This is a genomic window from Flavobacterium rhamnosiphilum (assembly GCF_004349195.1).
Lineage (GTDB): Bacteria > Bacteroidota > Bacteroidia > Flavobacteriales > Flavobacteriaceae > Flavobacterium > Flavobacterium rhamnosiphilum.
On sequence record NZ_SMLG01000002.1, the window covers coordinates 184,774 to 210,840 of the forward strand.

Below are 26,067 nucleotides of genomic sequence, written 5' to 3' on the forward strand. Positions count from 1 at the left end.
TTAAGATCTGATATTTAGGTCGTACTACTTTAAAAGGGGTTACAATTTTAATTCCAACGGTTTTTATTGAACTGATTTTTCTTCCAATACCACATAATAATAAAACCAAACAAAGCGCCACCAACGTGTGCAAAATGGGCAATTCCGCCGCCACCAAAAATTGATTTTCCAGAAATCCCTAAATACAAATCGACCAATACTAAACCTGGTACAAAATATTTTGCTTTTATGGGCACAGGAATAAACATCAAAGCCAATTCAGCATTAGGAAACATAAAAGCAAATGCTACTATCGTTCCATAAATAGCTCCGGATGCACCCACCGCGGTACCAACATAGGCACTTGTGAAATTTTGAAAATCAGAAACGGATATAAATTGTTGCCATCTTGTATCGATTTTACCCTCATTTAAAAGTTGTAAAATTTCTTGTGTAGGAAATCCGTTAGCGATTAGCGTATTCAAACTCTCTTGAAAATAGTAATAATTGACTCCCGTATGCAACAACGCTGCTCCTAACCCACAGGAAATATAGAAAAATAAGAATTTCTTACTTCCCCACATTTGCTCTAAAGCAGACCCAAAAGAATACAAAGCAAACATATTGAAAAAAATATGCATAAAGCCACCATGCATAAACATGTGGGTCAACGGTTGCCACAATTGAAAATCTGGATTTTCCGGAAAATACAATGCCAATATTTTATAGGCAGCGTCACCTATAACCAGCGTACCTACAAAAAACAATACATTTATAATTATTAATTGTTTTACTGTCTCAGTTACGTTTCTCATAATGCAAATTTTTTATCTAAATCTTCCACACGTATCGTGATGAAAGTGGGTTTATGAAATGGGGAAACATTGGGATCTTTACAGGCAAAAAGTCCGTTTACCAAATTTTCCTGCTCTTTTTCTGTAAGGTGCGTTCCTGTTTTCACCGCTAAACTTTTGGCCATAGATTTGGCAATCGTATCGTTCTGACTGAAACTGCTTTCAGGAATCCCGTCCTGCAAATCACTTAATAATTGTTCTAAAACCAGTGAAACTTCACTCTCAGTTACATTCACAGGAATTCCTGAAATAACAATATGATCTGTATTATTTTCTTCGAAGACAAATCCGGTGTTCATCAATGAAAGCTGTAATTCAGCAATAAGATCCATTTCGCTTGACGAAAAAAACAAGTTTAATGGAAATAATAACTGCTGGCTTGATGCCTGATTAACGGTCATATTTACCAAAAACTGCTCGTACAAAACACGCTGATGTGCCCGTTGCTGATCGACAATTACCATTCCTGATTTTATCGATGAAACAATGTATTTTTTATGTATTTGATACGTTTTATGAACAGAATGCTCCACTTCTTCGTCATTAAATAAAGAGGAAGTCACTTCTTCATTTTCGAAAGTTATGTGTCCTATTTCATCCGTATCTTGTTTTAAACCTACGTACAAACTTTCCCAATTAGCCGTTGGTTCCGGTTTCTTATAATTAGAAAAATGCTTATTGGGCTTATCATCAGAAAACGGATTGAAATTGCCATCCACCTGAATCGTAGGCGTTGCACCTTCTAAATCTTTATAATGATATGGTGTGTCCAAATTAGAATCCCTGTCAAAATCTAAAACTGGCGCTACATTAAACTGACCCAAACTATGTTTTATGGAAGCTCTTAAAATAGCATACAAAGCATGTTCGTCATCAAACTTAATCTCCGTTTTAGTAGGATGAATATTGATGTCAATTGTGTTTGGCGGCACCGATAAATATAGAAAATAACTAGGCTGCGCACCGTCTTTCAAGATTCCGTCATAAGCTGCCATAACCGCATGATGCAAATAACCGCTTTTTATAAAACGATCATTGACAAAGAAAAACTGTTCTCCACGATTTTTTTTGGCAAATTCCGGTTTGCTCACAAATCCTTGAATCGCCACTATTTCTGTTTCTTCCTGAACCGGCACTAATTTTTCATTGGTTTTACCCGAGAAAACATTCACAATTCGTTGTCGTAAAGTAGATGGCGGCAAATTGAACATTTCACTGCCATTGTGATAAAACGTAAAATGTATTTTTGGGTGAGCCAAAGCCACACGTTGAAACTCATCAATAATATGACGGTATTCCACCGTATCCGACTTTAAGAAATTACGTCGCGCCGGAATATTAAAAAATAAATTTTTGACAGCAAATGACGTGCCTTTTGGCAAAACTGCCACATCTTGCGATACAAACTTACTGCCTTCAACGATGATGTGCGTTCCGAGTTCTTCTTGATCTGGCTTGGTTTTCATTTCTACATGGGCAATCGCCGCAATAGATGCCAATGCTTCCCCACGAAACCCTTTGGTATGCAAAGAAAATAAATCTTCAGCCTGACGAATTTTGGAAGTGGCGTGACGTTCAAAACACAAACGTGCATCGGTAACGCTCATTCCTAAACCATTATCAATCACTTGTACTAATGCCTTCCCTGCATCTTTAAGAATTAATTTTATATCTGTTGCTCTGGCATCAACCGCATTTTCAAGCAACTCTTTGACAACTGAAGCGGGTCTTTGAACGACTTCTCCAGCAGCAATTTGATTGGCAACATGATCAGGAAGTAATTGAATTATACTCGACATTAAAAAATTTAGGTTTAAAGTTTAACCCTTCGACTGTACTTCGACTTCGCTCAGTATAGACTCCTCAGGGTGACAATAGTTTATTATAAAACCAAGATGCACAAATTTAATGAATTTCTATTGGGAATGGTAGCTTATTTAATCATAAAAAAAACAAAAAACCTATACTATTTATGAGACAGTATAGGTTTTCCAGTTATATTTTTTTTAAAGCTAAAATATCATTAACTATAAAAAAACTATTCTTCAACATAAAAATGATTTCCTAAAATATCCTTCAAACCAACTAAAATCATCCATGCAAAATTCAAAAATAACAATAAAAAGTAACCCGATTTTAAATGATTCATAGTCAATGCAACTATTAAAACTGAGAATATCATAGAAGTAATACCAGTTATAAAAAGTAATGAAGTATTGGTTTCTTTTTCTCTAATTTCGTTTATTCCAATAATAAATAACAAAACTGCATATATAAAGAAAAGAAAATTATAGATGGATTCTATTGCTGTATAACGATAATTATCTCCAATTTTAGCAAAAATATCTATCAAAGTTAGAATCGAAAAAATAATTCTAGTAATAGCCCAAAAAAGTCTTGTTTTACAAAAAAACTCATCCATAATGTTTACTCTTTCAACTCTAAAGGCGTTCCTTCTTCTAGTTGAATAGCTCCGGCAGACAATAAATGTTGGTTATCTATTTGATGTGACAACGAAGCCTGTTGGCGAATATAGGCCATTTTGATAGCCGCAATAGCCGCTTCTGTACCTTTATTACCGTGAATCCCTCCACTTCTATCAATGGATTGTTGCATGGTATTATCAGTCAAAACACAAAAAATAACAGGAATATCCGTTTGAACATTCAGGTCTTTAATTCCTTGCGTTACTCCTTCACACACAAAATCAAAATGCTTGGTTTGCCCTTGAATTACACATCCAATAGCAATAACAGCATCAACATTCTGGGTTTGGAGCATTTTCTTAGAGCCATAAATAAGCTCAAAGCTTCCAGGAACATTCCAGCGAATAATATGCTGGGCTGGAACTTGGTTTTCCAAAAGGGCTTCAATAGCACCTCTGTAAAGTCCTTCAGTTATAGAATCATTCCATTCTGAAACAACAATCCCAAAGCGAAAATCTTTCGCGTTTGGGATTGAATTTTTATCGTACTCGGATAAGTTTTTATTTTCGGTAGCCATTTGATTTTAGAATTTTGATTTTAGAATTTTGATTTCAGATATTAAAGATAGCATTTTGAAATCAAAATTCTACAATCTTAAATCACCAATCTTATATCATTTTTTACTATTGTGCTAATCCTATCAAAACGTCAACTGAAGCAGCCTCTGGAGTTCCTTCAAAATTGTCTTTAATGTCTGTAAAATATTTCAAAGCGTCTGCTTTGTTTCCTAATGCCAAAGCTGTTTTTCCAGCTTTCAACAAGAAACGTGGCGTAGTGAAATCATTTTTATTTGATTCAGCAGCTTTTACGTAATTTTCTAAAGCTTCTTTCGGTTGATTTTTTTGAGAATAAGCATCTCCAATTGCTCCTTTTGCCAAAGCTCCCAGAACAATATCATCCGATTTAAATTTACTTAAATAATCAATCGCTTCAGTATATTTTCCTGTATTCAAATACGCAATTCCAGCATAATAATTAGCTAAATTTCCTGCATCAGTTCCAGAATATTCATCAGCAATTTTTAAGAATCCAAATTTACCTTCTGAACCATTCAAAGACAATTTATATAAAGAGTCACTTGCTACTCCATCAGTTGCTTTTTGGAAATTTTGTTGTGCTACAAACATTTCGTTTGCTGCTTCTTCTTGTTGTGGCGCAGCAACGAATCTTTGGTATCCTAAATAACCAATTGTAAAAATAGCAGCAGCAGCAACTAAACCAATAATAACTTTTTGGTTTTTAGCTACCCAATCCTCAGTTTTCGAAGCTGTTTCGTCTAATGTTGAAAAAACACCAGCTGTTGTGCTGTCTTTTTCATCAATCTGTACTGCTTCAACCGCGTCATTTACTTCTTTTTCTTTTGGTGCTTTATATCCTCTTTTACTGTAAGTAGCCATTTATTTTTAATTTAGTGAGTCGCAAAAATAAAATTTTTATTCAAACCGACATAAAAAATATGCTTTTATATTCAAAAAAAATATTATGGGAGGTTCTTTCTTTCCAAAGGCAAAATAATTAGCATAGAAAAAATGGAAAAGCCATTTTTATCGATATTTTTCAATAATTTGCACCCACTTTGAAAAACCCGTTTAAAAACATCAAAGTTCTCAATACCAGCAAGCCTTACAGATGTATTTAAAAAAGATTTCATTATTCAATTATAAGAATTTTTCGGAAGCAAATTTCGATTTTGACAGCAAAATAAATTGTTTTGTAGGTAAGAATGGCATTGGAAAGACAAATGTGCTTGATGCAATCTACCATTTATCATACGGAAAAAGCTATTTCAATCCCTTAGCGGTTCAGAATATTAAACACGGAGAAGAATTCTTTGTGATTGATGCTGAATTTGAAAAAAACGAAAGAAATGAACAAATTCTTTGCAGTCTAAAAAAAGGGCAAAAAAAAATATTGAAACGCAACGGAAAAGCCTATGACAAATTCTCAGATCATATTGGTTTTATTCCTTTGGTTATCATTTCTCCTGCCGACAGGGATTTGATTGTGGAAGGCAGCGAAACCAGGAGAAAATTCATGGACAGTGTGATTTCTCAACTGGATTCTCATTATTTACAGCAACTCATTCAATACCAAAAAGTAATGAGTCAGCGCAATGCTTTGTTGAAATATTTCGCATTGAATCATGTTTTTGACAACGATACGCTGTCTATATATAATGAGCAACTAACTAGTTTTGGAGATTATATTTTCGAAAAAAGAAAAGAATTTATCGACCAGTTTATTCCTATTTTCAATACACATCATCAAGCTATAACGGGATCACAGGAAACCGTTCAACTGGTATATGAAAGTCATTTATTCGAAAAAGACTTATTGACTTTATTACAGGAAAACATCAATAAAGACCGAGCTTTACAGTATACAAGTGTGGGAATTCACAAAGATGATTTGGCTTTTGAAATTGACCAACATCCAATTAAGAAATTTGGATCTCAGGGACAGCAAAAATCGTTTCTGATTGCTTTGAAACTAGCTCAATTTGAGTTCCTAAAAAAGCAAAGCGGTGTAAAACCAATTTTACTTTTTGACGACATCTTTGATAAATTAGACGAAAGTCGTGTAGCCAAAATCATAGAAATGGTAAACAGTGATACTTTTGGGCAGCTTTTTATTTCAGATACACATCCGGAACGTACTGAAGCCATTGTAAAATCGACACATCAGACGTATAAGATCTTCAACTTATAACTTTTATTTAGTAATTTATACCGTTCGAAAATTGAAAAATTACCTATTTTAGCGTATTCAATTTTAAATTCGATTACAATGAAATTTCATTCGATATTCCTTGCAATACTATCCTTTTTTATCTTATCCTGCAACGGACAAAGTTCAAAAGAAATCAAAACAATTGATTCAAAAGCCTTTGCCGAAAAAATCGCAGCAACTCCAAATCCACAAATTCTGGATGTGCGAACTCCCGAGGAATTTACTTCTGATCATATTGATAATGCCAAAAATATAAATTGGCTTGGAAATACTTTTGTTTCTGACGTAGAAAAACTAGACAAATCACAACCCGTTTTTGTGTATTGCAAAAGTGGCGGAAGAAGTCAGAAAGCAGCTGAAAAATTAAATGAATTAGGCTTTAAAACCATCTATCAATTAGACGGCGGAATGTTAAAATGGGACGCTAACGGACACGCTAAACCAACTGATAAAATCATAGGATTATCCGTTCCGGAATACAACAAACTATTAAATTCAGATAAAAAAGTACTGATTAATTTTTACGCTGAATGGTGTGCACCCTGCAAAAAAATGACTCCTTATGTTTTGCAAATGCAGAAAGATTTAGGAGATGAAGTGGTTATCATTCGATTGGATGCCGATAAAAATAAAACCTTGATGGCTGAAATGAAAATCAGTGAACTTCCTACGGTATTATTGTATGATAATGCAGCAGTAAAATGGAAACATTCTGGTTATATAAGTGAAACTGATTTAAAAAAACAATTACAATAGCTCAAGATGCTTTCAAAAGACACACTACAATTTCTGGATGATTTAAAAGCCAATAACAATAGGGATTGGTTTTTGGAAAATAAAAAACGCTACGAAGCTGTCAAGAAAGATTACCAGCAATTAGTTGCTGATTTACTTGATGCCATGAAACCGCTCGATCCTTCATTGGAAATGTTGGAAGTAAAAAATTGTACTTTCAGAATCAATCGTGACATTCGGTTTTCTAAGGACAAAACTCCTTATAAATCGCATTTAGGTGTTTGGCTTTCTTCGGGAGCAAAGGGCCTGAATCGTTCCGGTTATTACCTTCATTTAGAAAAAGGAGCCAGTTTTATTGCCGGAGGATTGTATTGTCCTGAAGCGGAAGATTTGAAAAAAATGCGCAAAGAAATTGCCTATTTTCATGATGATTTAGAAGCAATTCTTGATGAGAAAAATTTCAAAAAGGAATTTAAAGATTTTGATCGAAATGAAAAAAATATGCTGAAAAACCCACCAAGAGGGTATGAAAAAGAACATCCGGCGATTGAATTTCTCAAGCTAAAAAGTTTTGAGTCTTCTCAAAGAATTGATATTGCAGAAGTGACAAAAAAAGATTTTGTCGCTACAATGAGTAAAAAACTGATTGCGCTTAAACCATTGAACGATTTTATAAATCGGGCTTTAACTTCTGAGTGATTATAATTTACACTGATGAAAAAAAAGAAAATTCTATTTCTAGGGGAATCCTACAGAGCCGATGCCATCACTTGGATGAACGGCTTAAAGGAATTTGGTGATTTTGAAATTATTACTTGGGAATTAAAAACACCCAGTAGTGATATTCATAACCGAATTTTAAGGATTTTCGAATTCGAATTGGCCATTTTTAGAATCAAAAAAATAATAAAAGCCCAACAACCGGATATGGTAATTGCAGAGAGAACCACCAGTTATGGTTTTCTTGCCGCATTATCCGGTGTAAAACCTATTGCAATTGCACAACAAGGCAGAACAGATTTATGGCCTGAAAAATCGATTTCATTACCTTTAAAAAAACTCATTCAGAATTACGCTTTCAAAAAAGCAGATTTAATTCATGCCTGGGGTCCGGTGATGACTATTTCTATGATGGAAGCCAATGTCGATATGAATAAAGTTTTGGTTTTACCAAAGGGAATTGATTTGGCTACATTTGTAAATATAAACAACGCCAATCCAGAAAAAATTTGTGCCATTGTTACTCGGTCTTTATTACCGGAATACCGTCATGACATCATATTAAAAGCATTTGCCATTTTAAACCAAAAAGGAATAGATTTCGCACTTACTATCTTAGGAGACGGAACACAACTTTCAAAACTGAAAGATTTAACAAAAGATTTAGGTATTGAAAACAAAGTCAACTTTACCGGAAGGATTCCAAACACAGCATTACCAAAACTATTACAGCAATCTAATATTTACATTAGTATGCCCGTAACCGAAGGGGTTTCGTCCTCACTATTTGAAGCTATGGCTACTAATTGCTATCCAATTGTAACCGACATTGCAGGAAACCAGAGTTGGATTAAACACCGCGAAAACGGACAATTGATTACCGTTGATGATTATAAAATGCTCGCAGAAGAATTAATCTGGGCATTTGAAAATTCAGAACATCGAAACGAAGCCGTTTTAAAAAACAGACTGTTTTTAGAAAAAAATGCAGATTACAACATAAATATGAAAATCATTGCTAATAAATACCACGAATTAATTAACACAAATAGCCCCAATTAACTATGTGTGGAATTAATGGAATCTTGCATTTACAATCACAAAAAAAAGTTGACGAACGTATTCTTACTAAGATGCGTGATTCGCTCGAGCATCGCGGACCAGATGATAAAGGATTATTCATAGAAAACAATATTGGTTTTGGACACCGAAGACTTTCAATTCTGGATGTTTCCTTAGCCGGACACCAACCTTTCCTGTCAGAAGACGGGAGATATGTACTGGTTTACAATGGTGAAATCTACAATTTCAAAGAATTTTATCCAGAGTTAAAAAGCAATGGATTTGACATCAGAACCACTTCGGATACCGAGGTTTTAATGAAATTATTTCAATTGCATGGTTTAAAAATGCTCAATCGCCTCAACGGAATGTTTGCATTTGCTATTTGGGATAAAATGGAAAAAAAGCTAACTCTTGTTCGGGATAGAATGGGCGTTAAACCGCTATATTATTCTTTTTACAATGAAACTTTTTATTTTGCTTCCGAACAAAAAGCACTTTTCACGGCTGGGGTTCCGCTCAAAATGGCACAAGACGGACTGGAAGAATACATTTTCAACCGATTTGTTGCCGGTGAAAACACCTTATATCAAAACGTAAAAAAAGTATTGCCCGGACATATCATGACCATTCATGAAGGCGGAAAAACCACTACCTACAACTGGTGGAATTTAAAAAAGGAAATTCAAAATCAACCTGAGATAAAAAATCCGGTAGAATGGTTTCGGGAAATTTTTGATGATTCTGTAAAACTGAGAATGGTGAGTGACGTTCCTGTGGGCGTTCTTTTGAGCGGCGGACTGGATTCTTCCTCGATTTTAGCTTCGTTATACTACCAAAATTACAAAGACATACAAACCTTTAATATAGGTTTCAAAGAGAAAGAACATAACGAAGCACATTTGGCTAAAATGATGGCAGAGAAGTTTGATTATGAATTTCACACGATGCAATTAGAGGGTAAAAATCTGCATGATCAGCTAATCAGTTCTACTTATTTTCAGGACGAACCGATCATGCATTTAAGCGAACCGCACCTTTTGGCAGTTTCTCAAATGGCAAAACTTTCGGTAAAAGTATTACTTTCCGGTGAAGGTGCCGATGAATTAATGGGTGGTTATGTGCGCTATAAAGCCTTACAATATCCTTCTTTATTGAATTCTATTGCCGCCATTGGAAATCTGGATGTTTTTACAAAACAACCGCGATATGAAAAGTTAACACGTTATGCTCAAATCAATAAAAAATCTGATTTGGTTATTTTCAACGGCTCCAATATTTATCCAAATGATATTGCGAAAACTTTTGGAATTAATGCGCCACCAAAAAACGAATACAGGAAACAAATTTATAAGGAAGCGAAGTCATTGTATCCGAATAATTTACGCCGACAAGCACTTTATTTTGACCAACATACCTATTTATGCTCACTTCTTGACAGAAACGATCGCTGTACAATGGGCGCATCCATTGAATGCAGGGAACCATTTTTGGACACTAGATTAATTGTTGGATTAGGATCATTGGAAGACAAATGGCCTTTTACAGGAAAAAAAGGGAAATACATTCTGAAATCAGCAATGGAAAAACGTTTACCAGACGAAATTCTAAAATTCAGAAAGGTAGGATTAAGTGCTCCTTGGGGAGATTACATCACAAAAAGTACTGCCTTTAAAGAAGAATTAGAATCTTTTTCTAAAAGTGATTTATTTCAAATTCCTTATTTTGAACACATAAACATCCAAAAACTCGTTCAGAATTTACAAAAAGGTGACATCCGAATGACTCCTTACATTATGCCATTGTTTATGATGCATATCTGGATGAAAACGTATGCAACTAAATTTTAATCCTTACTTTTGGTGCGGAATAAAACAATTCAAAAAGCACTTTCTTTTATGGAAATAGTACCTAATTTCTCTTTAAAAAAATACAATACTTTTGGCATTGAAGCCAAAGCAAAACAGTTCGTTGCCGTTCATTCTGTGCAGGATTTGACAACTATTTTACAAGAAAATAAATCTCAGAAAAAATTTATTTTGGGTGGTGGAAGCAATATGCTTTTGACAAAAGACATTGATGCGCTTGTCATTCATATCGATTTGAAAGGCAAGAAAATTATTGAAGAAAACGATGATTTTGTCTGGGTCGAAAGTCAGGCTGGTGAAAGCTGGCATGAATTTGTGCTTTGGACCATCGACCAAAATTTTGGTGGTTTAGAAAACATGTCACTTATTCCTGGAAACGTTGGAACTACACCAGTCCAAAACATCGGAGCTTACGGAACCGAAATAAAAGACACTTTTGTTTCCTGTGAAGCAATGACGATAGAAAATCAGAAAATAAAAACGTTCACAAAGGAAGAATGTCATTTTGGATATCGAGAAAGCATTTTCAAAAACGAAGTGAAAAATCAATACATTATTACATCGGTTGTTTTTAAATTGACAAAAACGAATCATAAAATCAACACTTCTTACGGAGACATTTCAGCTGAATTAGCCAAAAACAACATCACAAATCCTACTTTAAAGGACGTCAGTAATGCCGTAATTGCCATTCGACAAAGCAAATTACCCGATCCAAAAGAGTTAGGAAACAGCGGTAGTTTTTTTAAAAATCCAATTCTATTGAAATCGGATTTCGAAAAAATTCATCAGCAATTTCCTGAAATGAAATATTTCGACATTTCTGAAACCGAAGTAAAAGTTCCTGCTGGCTGGCTGATTGAACAGGCTGGGTTTAAAGGAAAACGTTTTGGTGATGCCGGAATCCATAAAAACCAAGCGTTGGTTTTAGTAAATTATGGTAATGCGACCGGACAGGAAATTTTGAATGTTTCAAAGGACATTCAAGAGACTATTTTTAAAACATTTGGCATTCATATTGAGGCCGAAGTAAATGTGATTTAACAATAACAGATTATTAGATAGCAAACCGATTAATTCATATCTTTTAATTTTATGTTTAATTCTAAAATCAAAAACCTAAGTTATCAAATATGTATACACCCGATATTTATAAAAACGAAAACAAAGAAGAAATCAAAAAATTTCTGCAAGAGAATAGTTTTGGTATTCTAATCAATCAAACCAATGGAATATTGTGCGCAACGCATATTCCTTTGGAACTGGACACCAATAAAGAAGGCAAGGACATTTTATACGGGCACATTTCCAAAGAAAACCCACAATGGAATGGTTTCATAGACAATGACCAAGTTTTAGCGGTATTTTCAGGTCCTCACAGTTATATTTCTCCTTCTTGGTACGATCATGAAAATGTTCCAACTTGGAACTATATTGCCGTTCATGTGTACGGAAAAATCAAAATTATCGAAGGAGAAGCCGTCATTGAATCCCTAAAAAAGCTAGTTGATAAGTACGAACAAAATTCTGAAAACCCGGTTCGCATAGAAGATTTATCTAAGAAAACTATGATGCAAACTCGTGGTATTGTAGCATTTGAAATTGAAATAACTGAAATCCAAGCCACGAAAAAAATATCGCAAAACAGAGACGAAAAAAATTATCAAAACATCATTTCCGAGTTAGAAAAAGTGAACACAAATCAGTCCATTGCCATTGCAAATGAGATGAAGAAATGCCCAATATAAATTCTTTCGAAATTAACACATTGTATTTACAATTCACAATTCTATTCATACCTTTGCACTCGATTTAAAAACTCATTAAACTCCGATGCTTATACTAATTCTTTACTTTTTTATTTTTATTGTTGTAGTTCAAATTTCGTATTATCTAGGTGTTTTCGGAAAATTTTCTTTCGCCAAAGCACAGAAAATTACACCAAAAAGAATCCCGATTTCGGTGATTGTTTGTGCCAAAAACGAAGAAGAAAATGCAGCTCATTTTATTCCTCTGCTTGCGGAACAAAACTATCCTGATTTTGAAATTGTCTTAATTGACGATGCTTCAAGTGATAACACTCTGGCTATTTTTGAAGGTTTTGAAAAGCAATATCCAAATGTTCGCTTGGTAAAAGTAGAGAACAACGAAGCCTTTTGGGGAAACAAAAAATACGCGTTGACTTTAGGAATAAAAGCTGCCAAAAAAGAGTATTTATTATTCACTGATGCTGATTGTTACCCAACTTCAAAAGATTGGATAACTGCTATGAGTTCTCAATTTACGATGCAAAAAACTATTGTTTTGGGCTATGGTAAATATGAAAAAATTCCTAATTCATTCCTGAATAAAATAATTCGTTTTGAAACTTTACTGACCGCAATTCAATATTTTTCATGGGCAAAAATTGGACATCCGTATATGGGTGTAGGAAGAAATTTAGCGTATAAAAAGGAAGAATTTTTCAATGTAAATGGTTTCATCGAGCACATGCAGGTTCGTTCTGGCGATGATGATTTATTTATAAACCAAGCAGCAAAAGCTAAAAACACAACTATTGCCTACACACTGGAAAGTTTTACGCTTTCTAAACCAAAAACGACATACAAAGACTGGCTAATACAAAAAAGAAGGCATATTGCTACGGCAAATTATTATAAACCTCTCGATAAATTACAATTAGGAGCGTTCTATTGTTCGCAATTACTGTTTATTTTATTGCCCATTCTGTTATTAGCTTTTCAATTTCAATGGATATTCGTTTTAAGTTTAATAGCATTACGCTATCTTGTGGCATGGGTTGTGGTAGGATTTTCAGCAGCAAAACTTAAAGAAAATGATATTAAATTCTGGTTCCCTATCGTTGAGATAGTACTTATCTTCACACAAATCAATATCTTTATAACAAATATATTCTCAAAACCGGTACATTGGAAATAAACAAACAAATAGAAAAAGCAAAACAAGGCGATCAGGTTGCCTTTACTTTTCTATTGGATTATTATTGGAATGAAGTGTATGGTTTTATGCTGAAACGTACCGAAAACGAAACCACTGCCGAGGACATTACCATCGAAACATTCTCGAAAGCGTTCGATAAAATAGCCACTTACAACTCGGAATTCCAGTTTAACACCTGGCTTATTGCTATTGCAAAAAACGTTCATATCGATTTATTACGAAAAAAGAAATCGAGTCTTTTTGTGGAAATTACCGATGAACAAGACCAGCAAGCCTACAATATTGCCGACACTACTCCATCAGCGGAAGATGAATTGATTACCGAACAGAACCTTTCTCGATTACTGCAATTCATTAAAGAATTGAAACCTCATTATCAGGAAGTGATTCAGTTGCGCTATTTCCAGGAAATGAGTTACCAGGAAATCGCCAACAAAATTGACGAACCTTTGAGTAATGTGAAGATTAAATTGCTTCGCGCCAAAAAACTTCTGGCAGAAATTATTCAGAATAAAAGATAACATTTACAATTTATTATTCTTTATTTCTCATTTTAATCCGTTGGTTAATCCCTACGTTTCGGGACAACGGCAATTCATATTTGTTTGGTTCTAAACTAAAAAAGACTCTCCACGCTCCTTGCTTTCCATCTCTTTCATTTATTTTAAAATAATTTCTATTTTACATACTAAAATTCCTGTTATATTCGTTATAAAATAAAAATACCTCTGCTTATGATTTAATTACTACTTAACCATTAAATCCATAAATTATGTCAAAACTAAGCATTTACGAGACCGGTTGGATTAACCTTGTTTTCCAAGACCGAAACAAAGAATATGGAGCGTATCAATTGCGCCAGGAAAGCACTAAAACATCATTAATGGCACTTTTCATGGGTGTATTATTTTTATCAGCGGCTTTAAGTATTCCTGTGATCATTAATTATTTTAATCCCGATAAAAGTATTTCGATACGTATTCCTGAGTTTACAAATACTGTCGTTCAACTTACTGACATAATACCAAATCAGGTTGAGAAAAAACAGACCCTTCCTGAAGTAAAAACCCAAAATGCAGATGTACCCATTAAAAGTGCCCAACTGGTTAATCCAATTATCGTACAGGCATCACAAGCAAATCAGGACATTGCAAAAAACACCGAAAATGCTAACATAACAAATGCCACTACAGAAGGAACTGGAACTATAGGCATGAATCCAACTTCTACTTCGGGAACAGGAACTGAAACCGTAACGCCCGTTGATCTTGGAAATACTATTGTAAACAGCGTTGCTCTGGATAAACTTCCTGAATTCCCAGGTGGAATTAATAAGTTCTATAATTATGTGGGTAATAATTTTGAAAAACAAGAAATAGACGGTAGCGGTTCGATTCGGGTGTATGTTTCTTTTGTAATTGAAAGAGACGGAAGCATGACTGACATTCAGGTAAAAAGAGATCCTGGTTATGGCTTGGGAAAAGAAGCCGTTCGCGTATTGAAATCCTTGAAAACAAAATGGTCTCCGGGAATGATTGACGGAAAAGCAGTGCGAACCGCCTATAACCTTCCCATTACAGTACAAATGAATTAGTTTTAAAAACAAAAAAGCAGAATCAAATGATTCTGCTTTTTTATGTGATTTTGAGAGAAAAATTTATTTCTCCTTTTTAGTCGCAGTCTTTTTGGTCGTTGTAGTTTTAGTAGCTACCACTGCTTTTTGTTGCACATACGGTTTGTACAATCCATCTTTTTCAGCTCTTTGTTTTGCTGATTCCGCTCTTTCTTTAGAATCAGGATGCGAGCTCATCATTCTTTCCAAAAAAGAAGCCTGAGTTCCTTCGCTCATTTTTGCCAAAATAGAAAAGGCAGATGAAACTGCATTAACATTATATCCGTTTTTTTTCATGAAATTATACGAGAACTCATCTGCTTCTGATTCTTGTTTTCGGCTGTGTTTGCTATCAATCATCACACTTCCCAATTTAGCCAGTTGACTATCCGTTACAGCAGCCACTTTATTTGATTGCGAAGCAGCTGCATCTATTAATGCTTCTTTTTTATACGCCGCTTTCATCCCATCTCGTGAATCGTGATTGGCAACATGACCTATTTCATGACCAATAACAGCCAACAATTCATTATCATCCATAATGTCCATCAATCCTGAATACACACGAACACTTCCATCTGCAGTTGCAAATGCGTTTACTTCATTTAGTTTATAGACTTTATAGTTTAATGTATATCCGTCCCCGCTTGTGTATTTCCCAAAAACTTTATTAAGACGGATGGTGTAAGGATCTTTTGGTCCCGTAACGATGTGTTCCGCATCCATCTTATCGACAGCGGCTTTAGATAATGCAGCGGCATCAGCATCATTAAAAGTGAATCCTGTAACTCCTTTTTGAACTGCACCTAATGCTTTTTCTCCAAAATTAATTTGCGCATTGGCTTTTGAAAGACCAAACAGTACCAATAATACCCCTAATAGTATTGATTTATTTTTCATTTTTTTTGATTTTGAGTTTCAAATATACTATTTTTTGAAGAACTGATTTAATGGAATACAACAAAAGTCAATCTTTATAATTAACCTTGTCTTTACCGCTTTCTAGCCCAGATAGCAGTGAAAATCCTTGTGCTTTGAAATGGTATTTTTTCTTGACCAAAAAGAGCGACCAACGGAAGCTCCTTTATGGTCTTAAAAAAAAAGCATTTCAAAGCACAAGATTGAAACGCATAGCTGGAAATTGCTTCTAAAAATCATTGCGATTTACGGGCTTAATTCGTCTTTGTTAATTCCTATTTCTTAAATCAACTTTCATTATCTTTGTGCTTTGAAAATTGATATATGGAAACTGTTTTAGAAAATACTTTACCTACAGGAAAACCGAAATGGTTGAAGGTAAAACTCCCAATAGGCCAAAAATATACGGAGCTTCGCGGCTTAGTAGACAAATATAGTTTGAACACGATTTGTACTTCGGGAAGCTGCCCAAATATGGGGGAATGCTGGGGCGAAGGAACGGCAACATTCATGATTTTAGGAAATGTATGTACGCGATCTTGTGGTTTTTGTGGTGTAAAAACTGGAAGACCAGAAACTGTGGACTGGGATGAGCCTGAAAAAGTGGCGCGTTCTATCAAAATTATGAACATCAAACATGCCGTAATTACTAGCGTTGACAGAGATGATTTGAAAGATGGCGGATCAATTATTTGGATTGAAACCGTAAAAGCCATTCGCAGAATGAACCCAAACACAACACTGGAAACATTGATTCCGGATTTTCAAGGTATCGAAAGGAATATTGACCGAATCGTGGAAGCGAATCCTGAAGTGGTTTCGCATAATGTGGAAACGGTTCGCAGATTGACACGTGAAGTACGAATTCAGGCAAAATACGACCGAAGTCTGGAAGTATTACGCTACTTGAAAGAAAAAGGAATTAACAGAACAAAGTCGGGAATTATGTTGGGTCTTGGCGAGCAAGAAGAGGAAGTGTATCAAACGATGCGAGATTTGCGTGAAGCCAATGTTGATATAGTAACGATAGGCCAATACTTGCAACCGAGTAAAAAACACTTGCCAGTAAAGGAATTTATAACGCCGGAACAATTTGCAAAATACGAGCAGTTTGGTTTAGAATTAGGTTTCCGTCATGTAGAAAGCGGACCGTTGGTTCGTTCCTCTTACAAAGCACAAAAGCATATTTTATAAATAGTTTATTTGTTTATTTGTTTAATCGGTTAACCAAATAAACGAATAAACGAATAAACGAATCCATTTGAAAACAAGAATTGCCATAAATGGTTTTGGAAGAATCGGCAGGAATTTATTCCGATTACTTTTGAACCATCCTTCAATAGAAGTTGTTGCCATAAATGACATTGCTGATAAAAAAACAATGGCGCATTTAGTGAAATACGACAGTATCCATGGTGTCTTACCATTTTCGGTCAGCGATGATGAAAAAGGAATTCTGGTAGATGGAAAGCCTTTTTTGTTTTTTCACGAAAAAAGCATTTCTAACCTGGATTGGAAAAGTCTAGACATTGATTACGTAGTGGAATCAACCGGCAAGTACAAGACTTTTGAAGAACTGAATTCCCATATTATTGCCGGTGCCAAAAAAGTGATTCTTTCAGCACCATCAGAAGTTGACACTATAAAAACGGTAGTATTGGGTGTAAATGATTTTATTCTTGACGGTACAGAAACTATTATTTCGAATGCTAGTTGCACGACGAATAATGCTGCACCGATGATTAAAGTAATCAATGACCTTTGTGGTATAGAGCAAGCGTACATCACCACCATTCACTCCTACACGACGGATCAAAGTTTACACGATCAACCTCATAAAGATTTACGTCGCGCTCGCGGGGCAAGTCAATCTATTGTACCAACAACAACTGGGGCGGCAAAAGCATTGACAAAAATATTTCCTGAGTTTGAAGGTAAAATTGGCGGTTGTGGTATACGAGTACCCGTTCCTGATGGTTCTTTGACTGATATTACTTTCAATGTAAAACGTGCGGTCACCATAAATGAGATCAACGCTGCTTTTAAAATTGCTGCACAAACTACTTTGAAAGGTGTTTTGGATTATACCGAAGACCCGATTGTATCTGTAGATGTGATTGGCAATAAAAATTCATGTATATTTGATGCTCAACTCACTTCTGTTATTGATAAAATGGTAAAAGTGGTAGGATGGTATGACAATGAAATTGGTTATTCCTCTAGAATAATCGATTTGATTCTTTTAACAAAAAAATAAAAATAACCCCAAGAAAAAATTCAGTTGCAAATGAAGTATTTTTTTGTTTTTATTGTCTTTTTTTATTCCACACTGTATTCTCAACCTAATGAGAATATAGATAGTACTGCCTATTACAACAGTTTGAGTAACTCCAATATTCAAACTAATAATTATAAAGAGGCGTTATTGTATAGTCAAAAAGCAATACGGTATGCCACAAAAAACAAAAACACTAAAGACCAGGCAAAACAGACTTTCAACCTTGGAAAAATTTATTTTGACTTAAAAAAATACGATGATGCCATAGAAACTTTATTGAAAAGTGCTGCATTATTTTCGAATTTTGAGCTAAACTCAGAACGTTCTGCAACGTACTATTATATTGGCTTATGCTATATGCAAAAGGAAAATTACAATAGAGCTTCAATATATTTCGAGAGAGCCAGATCCATTAATGATAAATTAAGAATTCCTGATTCTGCTGAATTGTTTAGCCTCCAAAAAGGACTGATTTACAAATCAAAGAATAAATTAGATTTAGCATTATCCGTTTTTAAAATTATAATTGCAAAACCTGACAGGCCAGCTTTGTTAAATACTAAAGCAGAAGCCACGTATCAAATAGGTGAAATTGAAGCCAGCCGAAATAGAAATAATCTGGCTTTAAACTATCTTAATAAAGCATTAGAATTAAACAGTAAAACCGAAAATCTAGAACAGAAATCAAATATTTTACTTGCCATAAGTGATGTTTATGAAAAAACGTTAGACAAAAATAACGCATATTCCTATTTGAAACAGCATCTTAATTTAAAAGAGCACATTGCGATTTTGAACAACGAAAGACTGGGAATTGATGATTATGACAAATTCAAAGAATCTGAAAAATTAAAAGAAATTGCACAAATCAATTATGAAAACAAGGAGCAGGAAAAAGCTAATAAATTTTCGAAACTGATCAGTATTTTTGCAATTGCCTTAATTTCAATTTTATCTTTATTAAGTCTATCCTTGTACAAAAATAATATCATTAGAAATCAGTCTAATTTACTATTAAAAGAAAAAAATAAAGAATTAGAAATTGCCAAAAATAAAGCAGAAAAAGCTTCTAATGCAAGATCCGAATTTTTATCAACCGTAAGCCATGAACTTCGGACACCTTTGAATGCCATCAATGGTATCGCTCATTTATTATTGGAAGAAAAACCAAAAAAATCGCAAATGAACTATTTGCTGTCCTTGAAATTTTCTGGAGATTATCTGACAAAATTTATAAATGAAATTCTGGAAATAAATAGAATTGATTCTAATAAAGTTGAAATCGAATACATTACTTTTAACCTTAAACAATTATTAGAAAACATACAGAACTCTTTAAAAGAATTGGCTTCAGTAAATAACAACACCTTTGAACTTGAAATTGATGCTGGCATTCCTGATTATTTGATTGGTGATCCTACAAAATTGTCGCAGATAATGTTGAATTTAATTAACAATGCGCTAAAGTTCACAAAAAATGGCTCTGTAAATGTAATCACTAAACTAGCTGCTATTACGGATGAAAAAGCTGCTTTATATTTTGAAGTAAAAGATACAGGGATAGGAATTCCTGAAGACAAATTAAAAACTATTTTTGATAGTTTCTCCCAAGGCTCCATAGAAGTGAATCGCAAATATGGCGGAACCGGTTTAGGATTGACTATTGTAAAAAAATTAATTAAAATTCTTGGCGGGCATATAAAACTTAAAAGTGTCGTGGGCAAAGGTTCGTCATTTTCATTCGAACTAAAATTCAAAATAAGCGCACAGCAGGAATCACAAATTGAGAAAAAACCAAAAATAGACTACGATTCTAAATTAGTAAACAAAAAAATACTATTGGTTGAGGATAATAAAATCAATCAAATGATTACCAAAAAAATGCTGGATAATAAAGGAATTATCTGCGAAATAATTGACAACGGCGAGGAGGCAATCGATTTATTAAAAAGGAATAAATTTGACTTAGTCCTTATGGACGTTCACTTACCCGGCATAAACGGAACAATTGCAACAGAAACGATACGAACATTTGATAGCACTACACCTATCATTGCTCTTACCGCAATTTCATTACATGAAAACCGTGAAATGCTTTTATCGTTTGGAATGAATGAAGTAATCACCAAACCATTTGTCCCAGAGGAATTTTATAGTATAATCGCTGAATATATTTAGATCCCTAGTAGTTTAAAATCAATTCTTTAATAAGACTTCTTACTTTTGGTTCTGCATTTTTTGCCGCTTCTAATACTTCGTCATGTGAAATAGTTCCAATACTTTCCTCATTTCCCATATCGGTAATTACTGAAATACCAAATGTTTCCAAATCCATATGACGTGCCACAATAACTTCGGGAACGGTTGACATTCCGACACAATCTGCACCAAGGATTTTTACCATTTTGTATTCAGCCAAGGTTTCAAAAGTTGGGCCTTGCAAACCAAGATAAATTCCTTCATGAACGGCAATGTTTAATTCTTGAGCCAATTCAGTGGCTTTCGCAATCATTTTTCTCGAATACGGTTCACTCATATTTACAAAACGAGGTCCAAAACGTTCGTCATTTTTTCCACGCAAAGGATGTTCCGGCGTCATATTGATATGATCTGTAATCATAACGATAGATCCTACTTTATAACTTGGATTTACACCGCCTGAAGCATTTGAAACTATTAATTTCTCAACGCCTAAAAATTTCATCACTCGCACCGGGAAAGTAACTTCTGTCATCGAATAGCCTTCATAGAAATGAAATCGTCCCTGCATGGCAACTACTTTCTTATCTCCTATTGTTCCAAAAACTAATGCGCCTTTATGACCTTGAACGGTCGAAACAGGAAAATTTAGAATTTCATTGTACGGCAACGTATATTCTACTTTCATTTCATCCGTAAAACTCCCTAGTCCTGAACCTAAAATCACCCCGTATTCTGGTGTGAAATTGATTTTTCCTTTAATCTGACTTACTGTTTCTTGTACTTTTTCCCACATAATCTATAATTATTTTATCAAAATTTTCACTTCCCGAAACGAAAGAACTTTGTATTGGCAAATAGAAAAGTTGTTCGCTTGGTAAACTTCCTTTTAATCGTACATAATCCTTTTCGGTAGTGATAATAATGTTATTTTGAGCTAAATTTTTAATTTCCAAAATGTCTTTATCGGTAAAATTATGATGGTCCGGAAAAGACAAACAGACATCATTGGTGTCTTGTAAATAGGCAAAAAACGGTTCCGGTTTTGCAATTCCTGCCACCAGTAATTTAGAAGCCGATTGAATTTCATTTACATTTATCTTTCGATTCTCTGCATAAATAAATTCTTCGTATGCTATAAAAGTAAAGTACAATTCCTGATTTTCAGAAACTTTTAACCTGTTTTTAATATTATTTTGTTCGTCAGGCGAAAGATTAAAAGGACATTTCGTAACAATAATCACATTGGCTCTTGCTGCTCCGCTTCGGCTTTCTCGTAAATTTCCGGTTGGCAACATAAAATCATCCGAATACAAATCACCATAAGAAGTGAGTAGAATATAAAATCCCGCTTTTACTTTTCGATGTTGAAAAGCGTCATCAAGCAAAATCACTTCTGGTTTTTCTTGTTGAGCAAGCAATTGTTCAATTCCATTTTTCCTGTCGGCATCAACGGCAACTTGGATAGCTGCGAATTTTTTATAAAACTGAAAAGGCTCGTCTCCAAGAAGGGCAGCATTTGAGCTGGCTTCCGCCAAAATAAAACCTTTAGATTGTCTTTTATAACCTCTACTTAATGTGGCGATTTTATATTTATCCGAAAGCAACCGAATCAAATATTCGATTTGAGGTGTTTTCCCGGTTCCACCAACGCTAAGATTTCCAACAGCAATAATAGGTAAATCAAAAGAATAGGATTTTAAAATCCCTTTGTCGAAAAGAAAATTCCGAATACTCGTTATCAGACCATACAAAATGGCAAACGGGAACAGTATTTTTCGCAGTAAATTCATTATACGAAAGTAGAATATTTTATTTTAAAGTTGATTTGTTTATTCGTTAATTTGTTCATTCGAAAATCCTGAATTAAACAATCAAAAATCTGATGTTATGAAAATCAAAGAAATAATTTCCGTACTTGAAGAAATGGCGCCACTCGCCTATGCTGAAGATTTTGACAATGTGGGATTATTGGTTGGAAATCAAGAATCCGAAGCAACAGGAATTTTGGTTTGCCATGATGCTTTAGAAAATATAATTGACGAAGCGATTGCAAAAAATTGTAATCTGGTGGTTTGTTTTCATCCCATCTTATTTTCAGGGTTGAAAAAAATTACGGGGAAAAACTACGTGGAACGTTCCGTCATTAAAGCCATAAAAAATGACATTGCTATTTATGCCGTTCACACCGCCTTGGACAATCATCAAGAAGGCGTGAATAAAATATTCAGCGATGCATTAGGATTGGTAAATACTAAAATCCTGATTCCGAAGGAAAATTTCATTCGTAAATTAGTGACCTATACTATTCCTGAAAATGCGGAAGAAGTACGAAATGCACTATTCGATGCCGGAGCCGGAACGATCGGGAATTATGAAAATTGCAGTTTTAATTCGAAAGGAATTGGAACCTATATGGGAAATGAGAACAGCAATCCACAAGTCGGAGAACGATTTGAGTTTGTACAAGGAGACGAAATAAAAATCGAAGTCACTTTCGAAAAGCATTTAGAAAACAAAATTCTAAAAGCGTTATTTAAAAGCCACGCCTATGAAGAAGTCGCATATGAGATTTATGATTTACAAAACAAGCATCAAAATATTGGCTTGGGAATGATTGGCGAATTGAAAAATCCCATGAAAGAAAAAGAATTTTTGCTTTTTGCAAAAGAAAAAATGGAATGCGGCGGAATTCGACATTCCAACTTCACGGGGAAGGAAATAAAAAAAGTCGCGGTTCTTGGTGGAGCAGGAAGTTTTGCAATAAAAAATGCCATTCAAGCCGGAGCAGATGCTTATTTGACTGCTGATTTAAAATATCATCAGTTTTATGAAGCCGAAAATCAACTGCTATTAGCCGATATTGGACATTTTGAAAGCGAACGCTATACAAAAAATTATATTGTTGAGTATCTTCGGAAAAAAATCCTTAATTTTGCAGTTATTTTATCAGAAGAAAATTCAAATCCAGTTAAGTACTTATAGAATATGGCGAATACGAAAGAATTAAGTGTTGAGGACAAGTTAAGAGCAATTTACGATTTACAACTTATTGACTCTAGAATTGACGAAATCAGAAACGTAAGAGGAGAACTTCCTTTAGAAGTGGAAGATTTAGAAGATGAAGTGGCTGGTTTAAGCACACGTTCAGAAAAATTGAAAAGTGAACTTGAAGTTATCGAAGATCTTATCAAGGTAAAAAAGAATGCAATTGATGAGCACAAAGAGGCTATCAAAAAATATACGAAGCAACAAGAAACTGTTCGTAACAACAGAGAATTTAATTCGTTGACTAAAGAGGTTGAATTTCAAGAATTAGAAATTCAATTGTCTGAAAAACAAATTAAAGAAATGAAAGCTTCTATCGAACACAAGAAAGAAGTAATTTCAAATTCAAAAGAAAGATTAGAAGCAAAATCTAATCACTTGAAGCACAAAAAATCAGAGTTAGATGCTATCATGGCAGAAACTGCTAAAGAAGAAGCATTCTTGTCTGAAAAATCAGCTGAATACCAAGCTTTAATCGAAGAAAGATTATTGAAGGCCTACACTAGAATTAGAACTAGCGTTCGTAATGGTTTAGCTGTTGTTTCTATTGAAAGAGGTGCGTCTGCAGGATCATTCTTTACTATTCCACCACAGACACAAGTAGAAATTGCTTCTAGAAAGAAAATCATTACTGATGAACATTCAGGAAGAATATTAGTAGACAGCGTATTGGCTGACGAAGAAAAAGAGAAAATGGAACAGTTGTTTTCTAAATTCTAATTACATTTAAGTCCCGATACACATCGGGACTTTTTTTTTATGAAAAAAATATTATTTTTTATATTCACTAAATCTATTGGGGCATACATTAACCTTTTGAGTTTTGTATTTCCCAAAAAAGCTTCGCAACTTGCGTATGCCTTTTTTAGTGAACCTCGAGAAGGTAAATTATCAAAAACTAGTCTTCCGGCAATATTACAAGAAGCACAATCTGAGACATTCCAACATGGGAAACATTCCTTTCACACTTATACTTGGAAAGGAAATGACACTGTAATCCTATTGGTTCATGGCTGGGAAAGTAACGCTTCTCGCTGGGAAAACTTACTACCGTATTTAAAAAAATCAGGAAGCACCATTATTGCTATTGACGGTCCGGCTCATGGATTATCCAGCGGCAAGGAATTTAGCATTCCTAAATATGCCGAATTTATTCATCTCGCTGTCCAAAAATTCAAGCCTCAATACCTGATAGGGCATTCCATCGGCGGCAAAACCTGTTTGTATTATCAATCCATATATCAAAATGATTTGCTAAAAAAAATGGTGATTCTTGGAGCACCAAGTGATTTCAACATCATACTCAATAATTATATTACATTATTGAGCTTGAATGCTAAAATTTCAAAATCTTTAGAAGATCATTATTTAAATCATTTCAAACTCAATCTGGAACAATTTTCAGGAAAATTATTCGCCTCTAAACTGAACATCAAAGGACTAATCGCCCACGATATTGACGACACGGTAGTTTTATTCGAAGAGGGAAAGAAAATTGCCGGAGCATGGGAAAATGCAGTTTTTATCGAAACTAAGGGTTTGGGACACAGCATGCATGACGCCGAATTGTATGAAAAAGTGTCCCGCTTTTTATTTGAAGAACAAAAATAGACTTCTTAGATTTTTAGACTTCTTAGATGATAAGAACTTGTGTATTAAATCTAAGAAGACTTAAAACAATCCATCGAAACTAAACTTTCTAACAATCCAAAAATCTAAGAAGTCTAAAAATCTAACAAACAAAATGACTACTTTTGCAGTATGGAAGAAAATTTAAAACGCCTCAATAAATTCATAGGAGAAACTGGGTATTGCTCCCGCCGCGAAGCTGATAAAATCATTGAAGAAGGTCGTGTGACCATCAATGGAGTCGTTCCGGAATTAGGAACAAAAGTTTCCCCAAATGACGAAGTGCGTATTGACGGTAAATTAATCCGTGAAAAAAATGAGAAACCTGTTTATCTTGCTTTCTACAAACCCGTAGGAATCGAATGTACCACAAATCTTGATGTTCGCAATAACATTGTAGATTACATCAATTATCCCAAACGTATTTTTCCTATCGGAAGATTGGACAAAGCCAGTGAAGGATTGATTTTTATGACCAATGACGGTGACATCGTCAATAAAATATTACGCGCACGAAACAATCACGAAAAAGAATATACGGTAACCGTTAATAAACCCATCACCGATCGATTCATCGAAAGAATGGGCAATGGAGTTCCAATTTTAGACACCGTTACCCGAAAATGTAAGGTGGAACAAATTAGTAAATTTACTTTCAAAATCATCTTGACACAAGGTTTAAACCGTCAAATTCGTCGAATGACAGAATATTTAGGGTATGATGTAACGGCGCTAAAACGCATCCGAATTATCAATATTTCGCTGGATGTTCCCGTAGGCCGTTACCGCGATTTAACCGATGCCGAAATCACAGAATTAAACGAGCTCATCGAGCCTTCGAGCAAAACCGAAGAAGCCAGTTTGCCCAAAGCGGAACCCGCTAAAAGAAGAACGGAATTCATCAAAAGAGATGATCCCAGATTTAAGAAGAGAGGGGATTATTAATGATTTAATACCAGCACCCGATAAAAACATTCGAACGAAGCGC

At 34.5% G+C, this 26,067-nt stretch carries 25 protein-coding genes; 17 read left to right on the plus strand and 8 right to left on the minus strand.

Translation table 11 applies throughout. From position 1 onward, the window contains the following. Positions 1 to 47: 47 nt before the first annotated feature. The 5 genes from E0I26_RS04375 to E0I26_RS04395 all read right to left on the minus strand — a co-directional run bounded on the left by E0I26_RS04375 (position 48) and on the right by E0I26_RS04395 (position 4,716). The gene (locus E0I26_RS04375; RefSeq protein WP_131915280.1) at positions 48 to 794 is read right to left on the minus strand and encodes a rhomboid family intramembrane serine protease; all 747 of its coding nucleotides are present in this window, start codon (positions 792 to 794) and stop codon (positions 48 to 50) included. Continuing rightward, positions 791 to 2,632: a DNA mismatch repair endonuclease MutL gene (gene mutL, locus E0I26_RS04380; RefSeq protein ID WP_131915281.1), complete on the minus strand. Its 1,842-nt coding sequence runs from the start codon at positions 2,630 to 2,632 to the stop codon at positions 791 to 793. Before mutL ends, E0I26_RS04375 begins: the two co-directional genes overlap by 4 nt. A 239-nt stretch (positions 2,633 to 2,871) precedes the next feature. Next, the gene (locus E0I26_RS04385; protein WP_131915282.1) at positions 2,872 to 3,255 is read right to left on the minus strand and encodes a hypothetical protein; all 384 of its coding nucleotides are present in this window, start codon (positions 3,253 to 3,255) and stop codon (positions 2,872 to 2,874) included. A gap of 5 nt (positions 3,256 to 3,260) precedes the next feature. Beyond that, positions 3,261 to 3,836, minus strand: coding sequence for a 6,7-dimethyl-8-ribityllumazine synthase (gene ribH, locus E0I26_RS04390; protein WP_131915283.1), 576 nt, complete (start codon positions 3,834 to 3,836; stop codon positions 3,261 to 3,263). 106 nt (positions 3,837 to 3,942) lie between these two features. Next, positions 3,943 to 4,716: a tetratricopeptide repeat protein gene (locus E0I26_RS04395; protein ID WP_131915284.1), complete on the minus strand. Its 774-nt coding sequence runs from the start codon at positions 4,714 to 4,716 to the stop codon at positions 3,943 to 3,945. 232 nt (positions 4,717 to 4,948) lie between these two features. Between E0I26_RS04395 and recF the strand changes: the two genes are divergently transcribed. The 10 genes from recF to E0I26_RS04445 all read left to right on the plus strand — a co-directional run bounded on the left by recF (position 4,949) and on the right by E0I26_RS04445 (position 14,989). After that, the gene (gene recF / locus E0I26_RS04400; RefSeq protein WP_131915285.1) at positions 4,949 to 6,028 is read left to right on the plus strand and encodes a DNA replication/repair protein RecF; all 1,080 of its coding nucleotides are present in this window, start codon (positions 4,949 to 4,951) and stop codon (positions 6,026 to 6,028) included. Positions 6,029 to 6,106: 78 nt separating this feature from the next. Next, positions 6,107 to 6,805, plus strand: coding sequence for a thioredoxin domain-containing protein (locus E0I26_RS04405; RefSeq protein ID WP_131915286.1), 699 nt, complete (start codon positions 6,107 to 6,109; stop codon positions 6,803 to 6,805). Between the two features lie 6 nt (positions 6,806 to 6,811). Further along, positions 6,812 to 7,483, plus strand: coding sequence for a DUF2461 domain-containing protein (locus E0I26_RS04410; RefSeq protein ID WP_131915287.1), 672 nt, complete (start codon positions 6,812 to 6,814; stop codon positions 7,481 to 7,483). Between the two features lie 15 nt (positions 7,484 to 7,498). Continuing rightward, positions 7,499 to 8,566, plus strand: a complete 1,068-nt coding sequence (locus E0I26_RS04415) for a glycosyltransferase (RefSeq protein WP_131915288.1) — start codon at positions 7,499 to 7,501, stop codon at positions 8,564 to 8,566. 2 nt (positions 8,567 to 8,568) lie between these two features. Then, positions 8,569 to 10,416 carry an asparagine synthase (glutamine-hydrolyzing) gene (asnB, locus tag E0I26_RS04420; protein WP_131915289.1) on the plus strand — a complete coding sequence of 616 codons (1,848 nt, stop codon included), beginning with the start codon at positions 8,569 to 8,571 and terminating at the stop codon, positions 10,414 to 10,416. Positions 10,417 to 10,464: 48 nt separating this feature from the next. Then, the gene (murB, locus tag E0I26_RS04425; RefSeq protein ID WP_131915290.1) at positions 10,465 to 11,478 is read left to right on the plus strand and encodes a UDP-N-acetylmuramate dehydrogenase; all 1,014 of its coding nucleotides are present in this window, start codon (positions 10,465 to 10,467) and stop codon (positions 11,476 to 11,478) included. Positions 11,479 to 11,567: 89 nt separating this feature from the next. Then, positions 11,568 to 12,182 (plus strand): FMN-binding negative transcriptional regulator, encoded by a 615-nt coding sequence (locus E0I26_RS04430; protein WP_131915291.1) that lies wholly within the window; start codon positions 11,568 to 11,570, stop codon positions 12,180 to 12,182. An 85-nt stretch (positions 12,183 to 12,267) separates the two neighbouring features. Further along, positions 12,268 to 13,374: a glycosyltransferase gene (locus tag E0I26_RS04435; RefSeq protein WP_131915292.1), complete on the plus strand. Its 1,107-nt coding sequence runs from the start codon at positions 12,268 to 12,270 to the stop codon at positions 13,372 to 13,374. Beyond that, a complete protein-coding gene (locus tag E0I26_RS04440) occupies positions 13,365 to 13,916 on the plus strand; it encodes an RNA polymerase sigma factor (protein WP_131915293.1) in 552 nt (183 codons plus the stop codon). The genes E0I26_RS04435 and E0I26_RS04440 overlap by 10 nt, the downstream gene beginning before the upstream one ends. A gap of 251 nt (positions 13,917 to 14,167) precedes the next feature. Then, the gene (locus E0I26_RS04445) at positions 14,168 to 14,989 is read left to right on the plus strand and encodes an energy transducer TonB (protein WP_131915294.1); all 822 of its coding nucleotides are present in this window, start codon (positions 14,168 to 14,170) and stop codon (positions 14,987 to 14,989) included. 63 nt (positions 14,990 to 15,052) lie between these two features. Here the strand turns inward: E0I26_RS04445 and E0I26_RS04450 are convergent, their stop codons facing one another. Beyond that, positions 15,053 to 15,907, minus strand: coding sequence for a M48 family metalloprotease (locus E0I26_RS04450; RefSeq protein WP_131915295.1), 855 nt, complete (start codon positions 15,905 to 15,907; stop codon positions 15,053 to 15,055). A gap of 342 nt (positions 15,908 to 16,249) precedes the next feature. On the opposite strand from E0I26_RS04450, the gene lipA reads away from it, so the two are divergent. From lipA to E0I26_RS04465, 3 genes are all read left to right on the plus strand, one after another. Beyond that, the gene (gene lipA / locus E0I26_RS04455; RefSeq protein ID WP_131915296.1) at positions 16,250 to 17,119 is read left to right on the plus strand and encodes a lipoyl synthase; all 870 of its coding nucleotides are present in this window, start codon (positions 16,250 to 16,252) and stop codon (positions 17,117 to 17,119) included. 67 nt (positions 17,120 to 17,186) lie between these two features. Further along, positions 17,187 to 18,182, plus strand: coding sequence for a type I glyceraldehyde-3-phosphate dehydrogenase (gene gap / locus E0I26_RS04460; RefSeq protein WP_131915297.1), 996 nt, complete (start codon positions 17,187 to 17,189; stop codon positions 18,180 to 18,182). Positions 18,183 to 18,212: 30 nt separating this feature from the next. Then, positions 18,213 to 20,381 carry a tetratricopeptide repeat-containing hybrid sensor histidine kinase/response regulator gene (locus E0I26_RS04465; protein WP_131915298.1) on the plus strand — a complete coding sequence of 723 codons (2,169 nt, stop codon included), beginning with the start codon at positions 18,213 to 18,215 and terminating at the stop codon, positions 20,379 to 20,381. A gap of 4 nt (positions 20,382 to 20,385) precedes the next feature. Here E0I26_RS04465 and E0I26_RS04470 read toward each other — a convergent pair whose 3' ends face one another. Together E0I26_RS04470 and lpxK are read right to left on the minus strand one after the other, a co-directional pair. Continuing rightward, on the minus strand, positions 20,386 to 21,198 hold the full coding sequence (locus tag E0I26_RS04470; protein ID WP_131915299.1) for a purine-nucleoside phosphorylase: 813 nt from the start codon (positions 21,196 to 21,198) through the stop codon (positions 20,386 to 20,388). Further along, positions 21,161 to 22,195, minus strand: a complete 1,035-nt coding sequence (gene lpxK, locus E0I26_RS04475; protein ID WP_131915300.1) for a tetraacyldisaccharide 4'-kinase — start codon at positions 22,193 to 22,195, stop codon at positions 21,161 to 21,163. Before lpxK ends, E0I26_RS04470 begins: the two co-directional genes overlap by 38 nt. Before the next feature lie 97 nt (positions 22,196 to 22,292). Between lpxK and E0I26_RS04480 the strand changes: the two genes are divergently transcribed. The 4 genes from E0I26_RS04480 to rluF all read left to right on the plus strand — a co-directional run bounded on the left by E0I26_RS04480 (position 22,293) and on the right by rluF (position 26,024). Further along, entirely contained in the window at positions 22,293 to 23,387 is a 1,095-nt protein-coding gene (locus E0I26_RS04480) for a Nif3-like dinuclear metal center hexameric protein (RefSeq protein ID WP_131915301.1), read from the plus strand. Positions 23,388 to 23,390: 3 nt separating this feature from the next. Further along, positions 23,391 to 24,170 carry a zinc ribbon domain-containing protein gene (locus tag E0I26_RS04485; protein ID WP_131915302.1) on the plus strand — a complete coding sequence of 260 codons (780 nt, stop codon included), beginning with the start codon at positions 23,391 to 23,393 and terminating at the stop codon, positions 24,168 to 24,170. 39 nt (positions 24,171 to 24,209) lie between these two features. Further along, complete coding sequence (locus E0I26_RS04490; RefSeq protein ID WP_131915303.1) at positions 24,210 to 25,061, plus strand: alpha/beta fold hydrolase; 852 nt, start codon at positions 24,210 to 24,212, stop codon at positions 25,059 to 25,061. Between the two features lie 150 nt (positions 25,062 to 25,211). After that, the gene (gene rluF / locus E0I26_RS04495; RefSeq protein WP_131915304.1) at positions 25,212 to 26,024 is read left to right on the plus strand and encodes a 23S rRNA pseudouridine(2604) synthase RluF; all 813 of its coding nucleotides are present in this window, start codon (positions 25,212 to 25,214) and stop codon (positions 26,022 to 26,024) included. Positions 26,025 to 26,067: the final 43 nt, after the last annotated feature.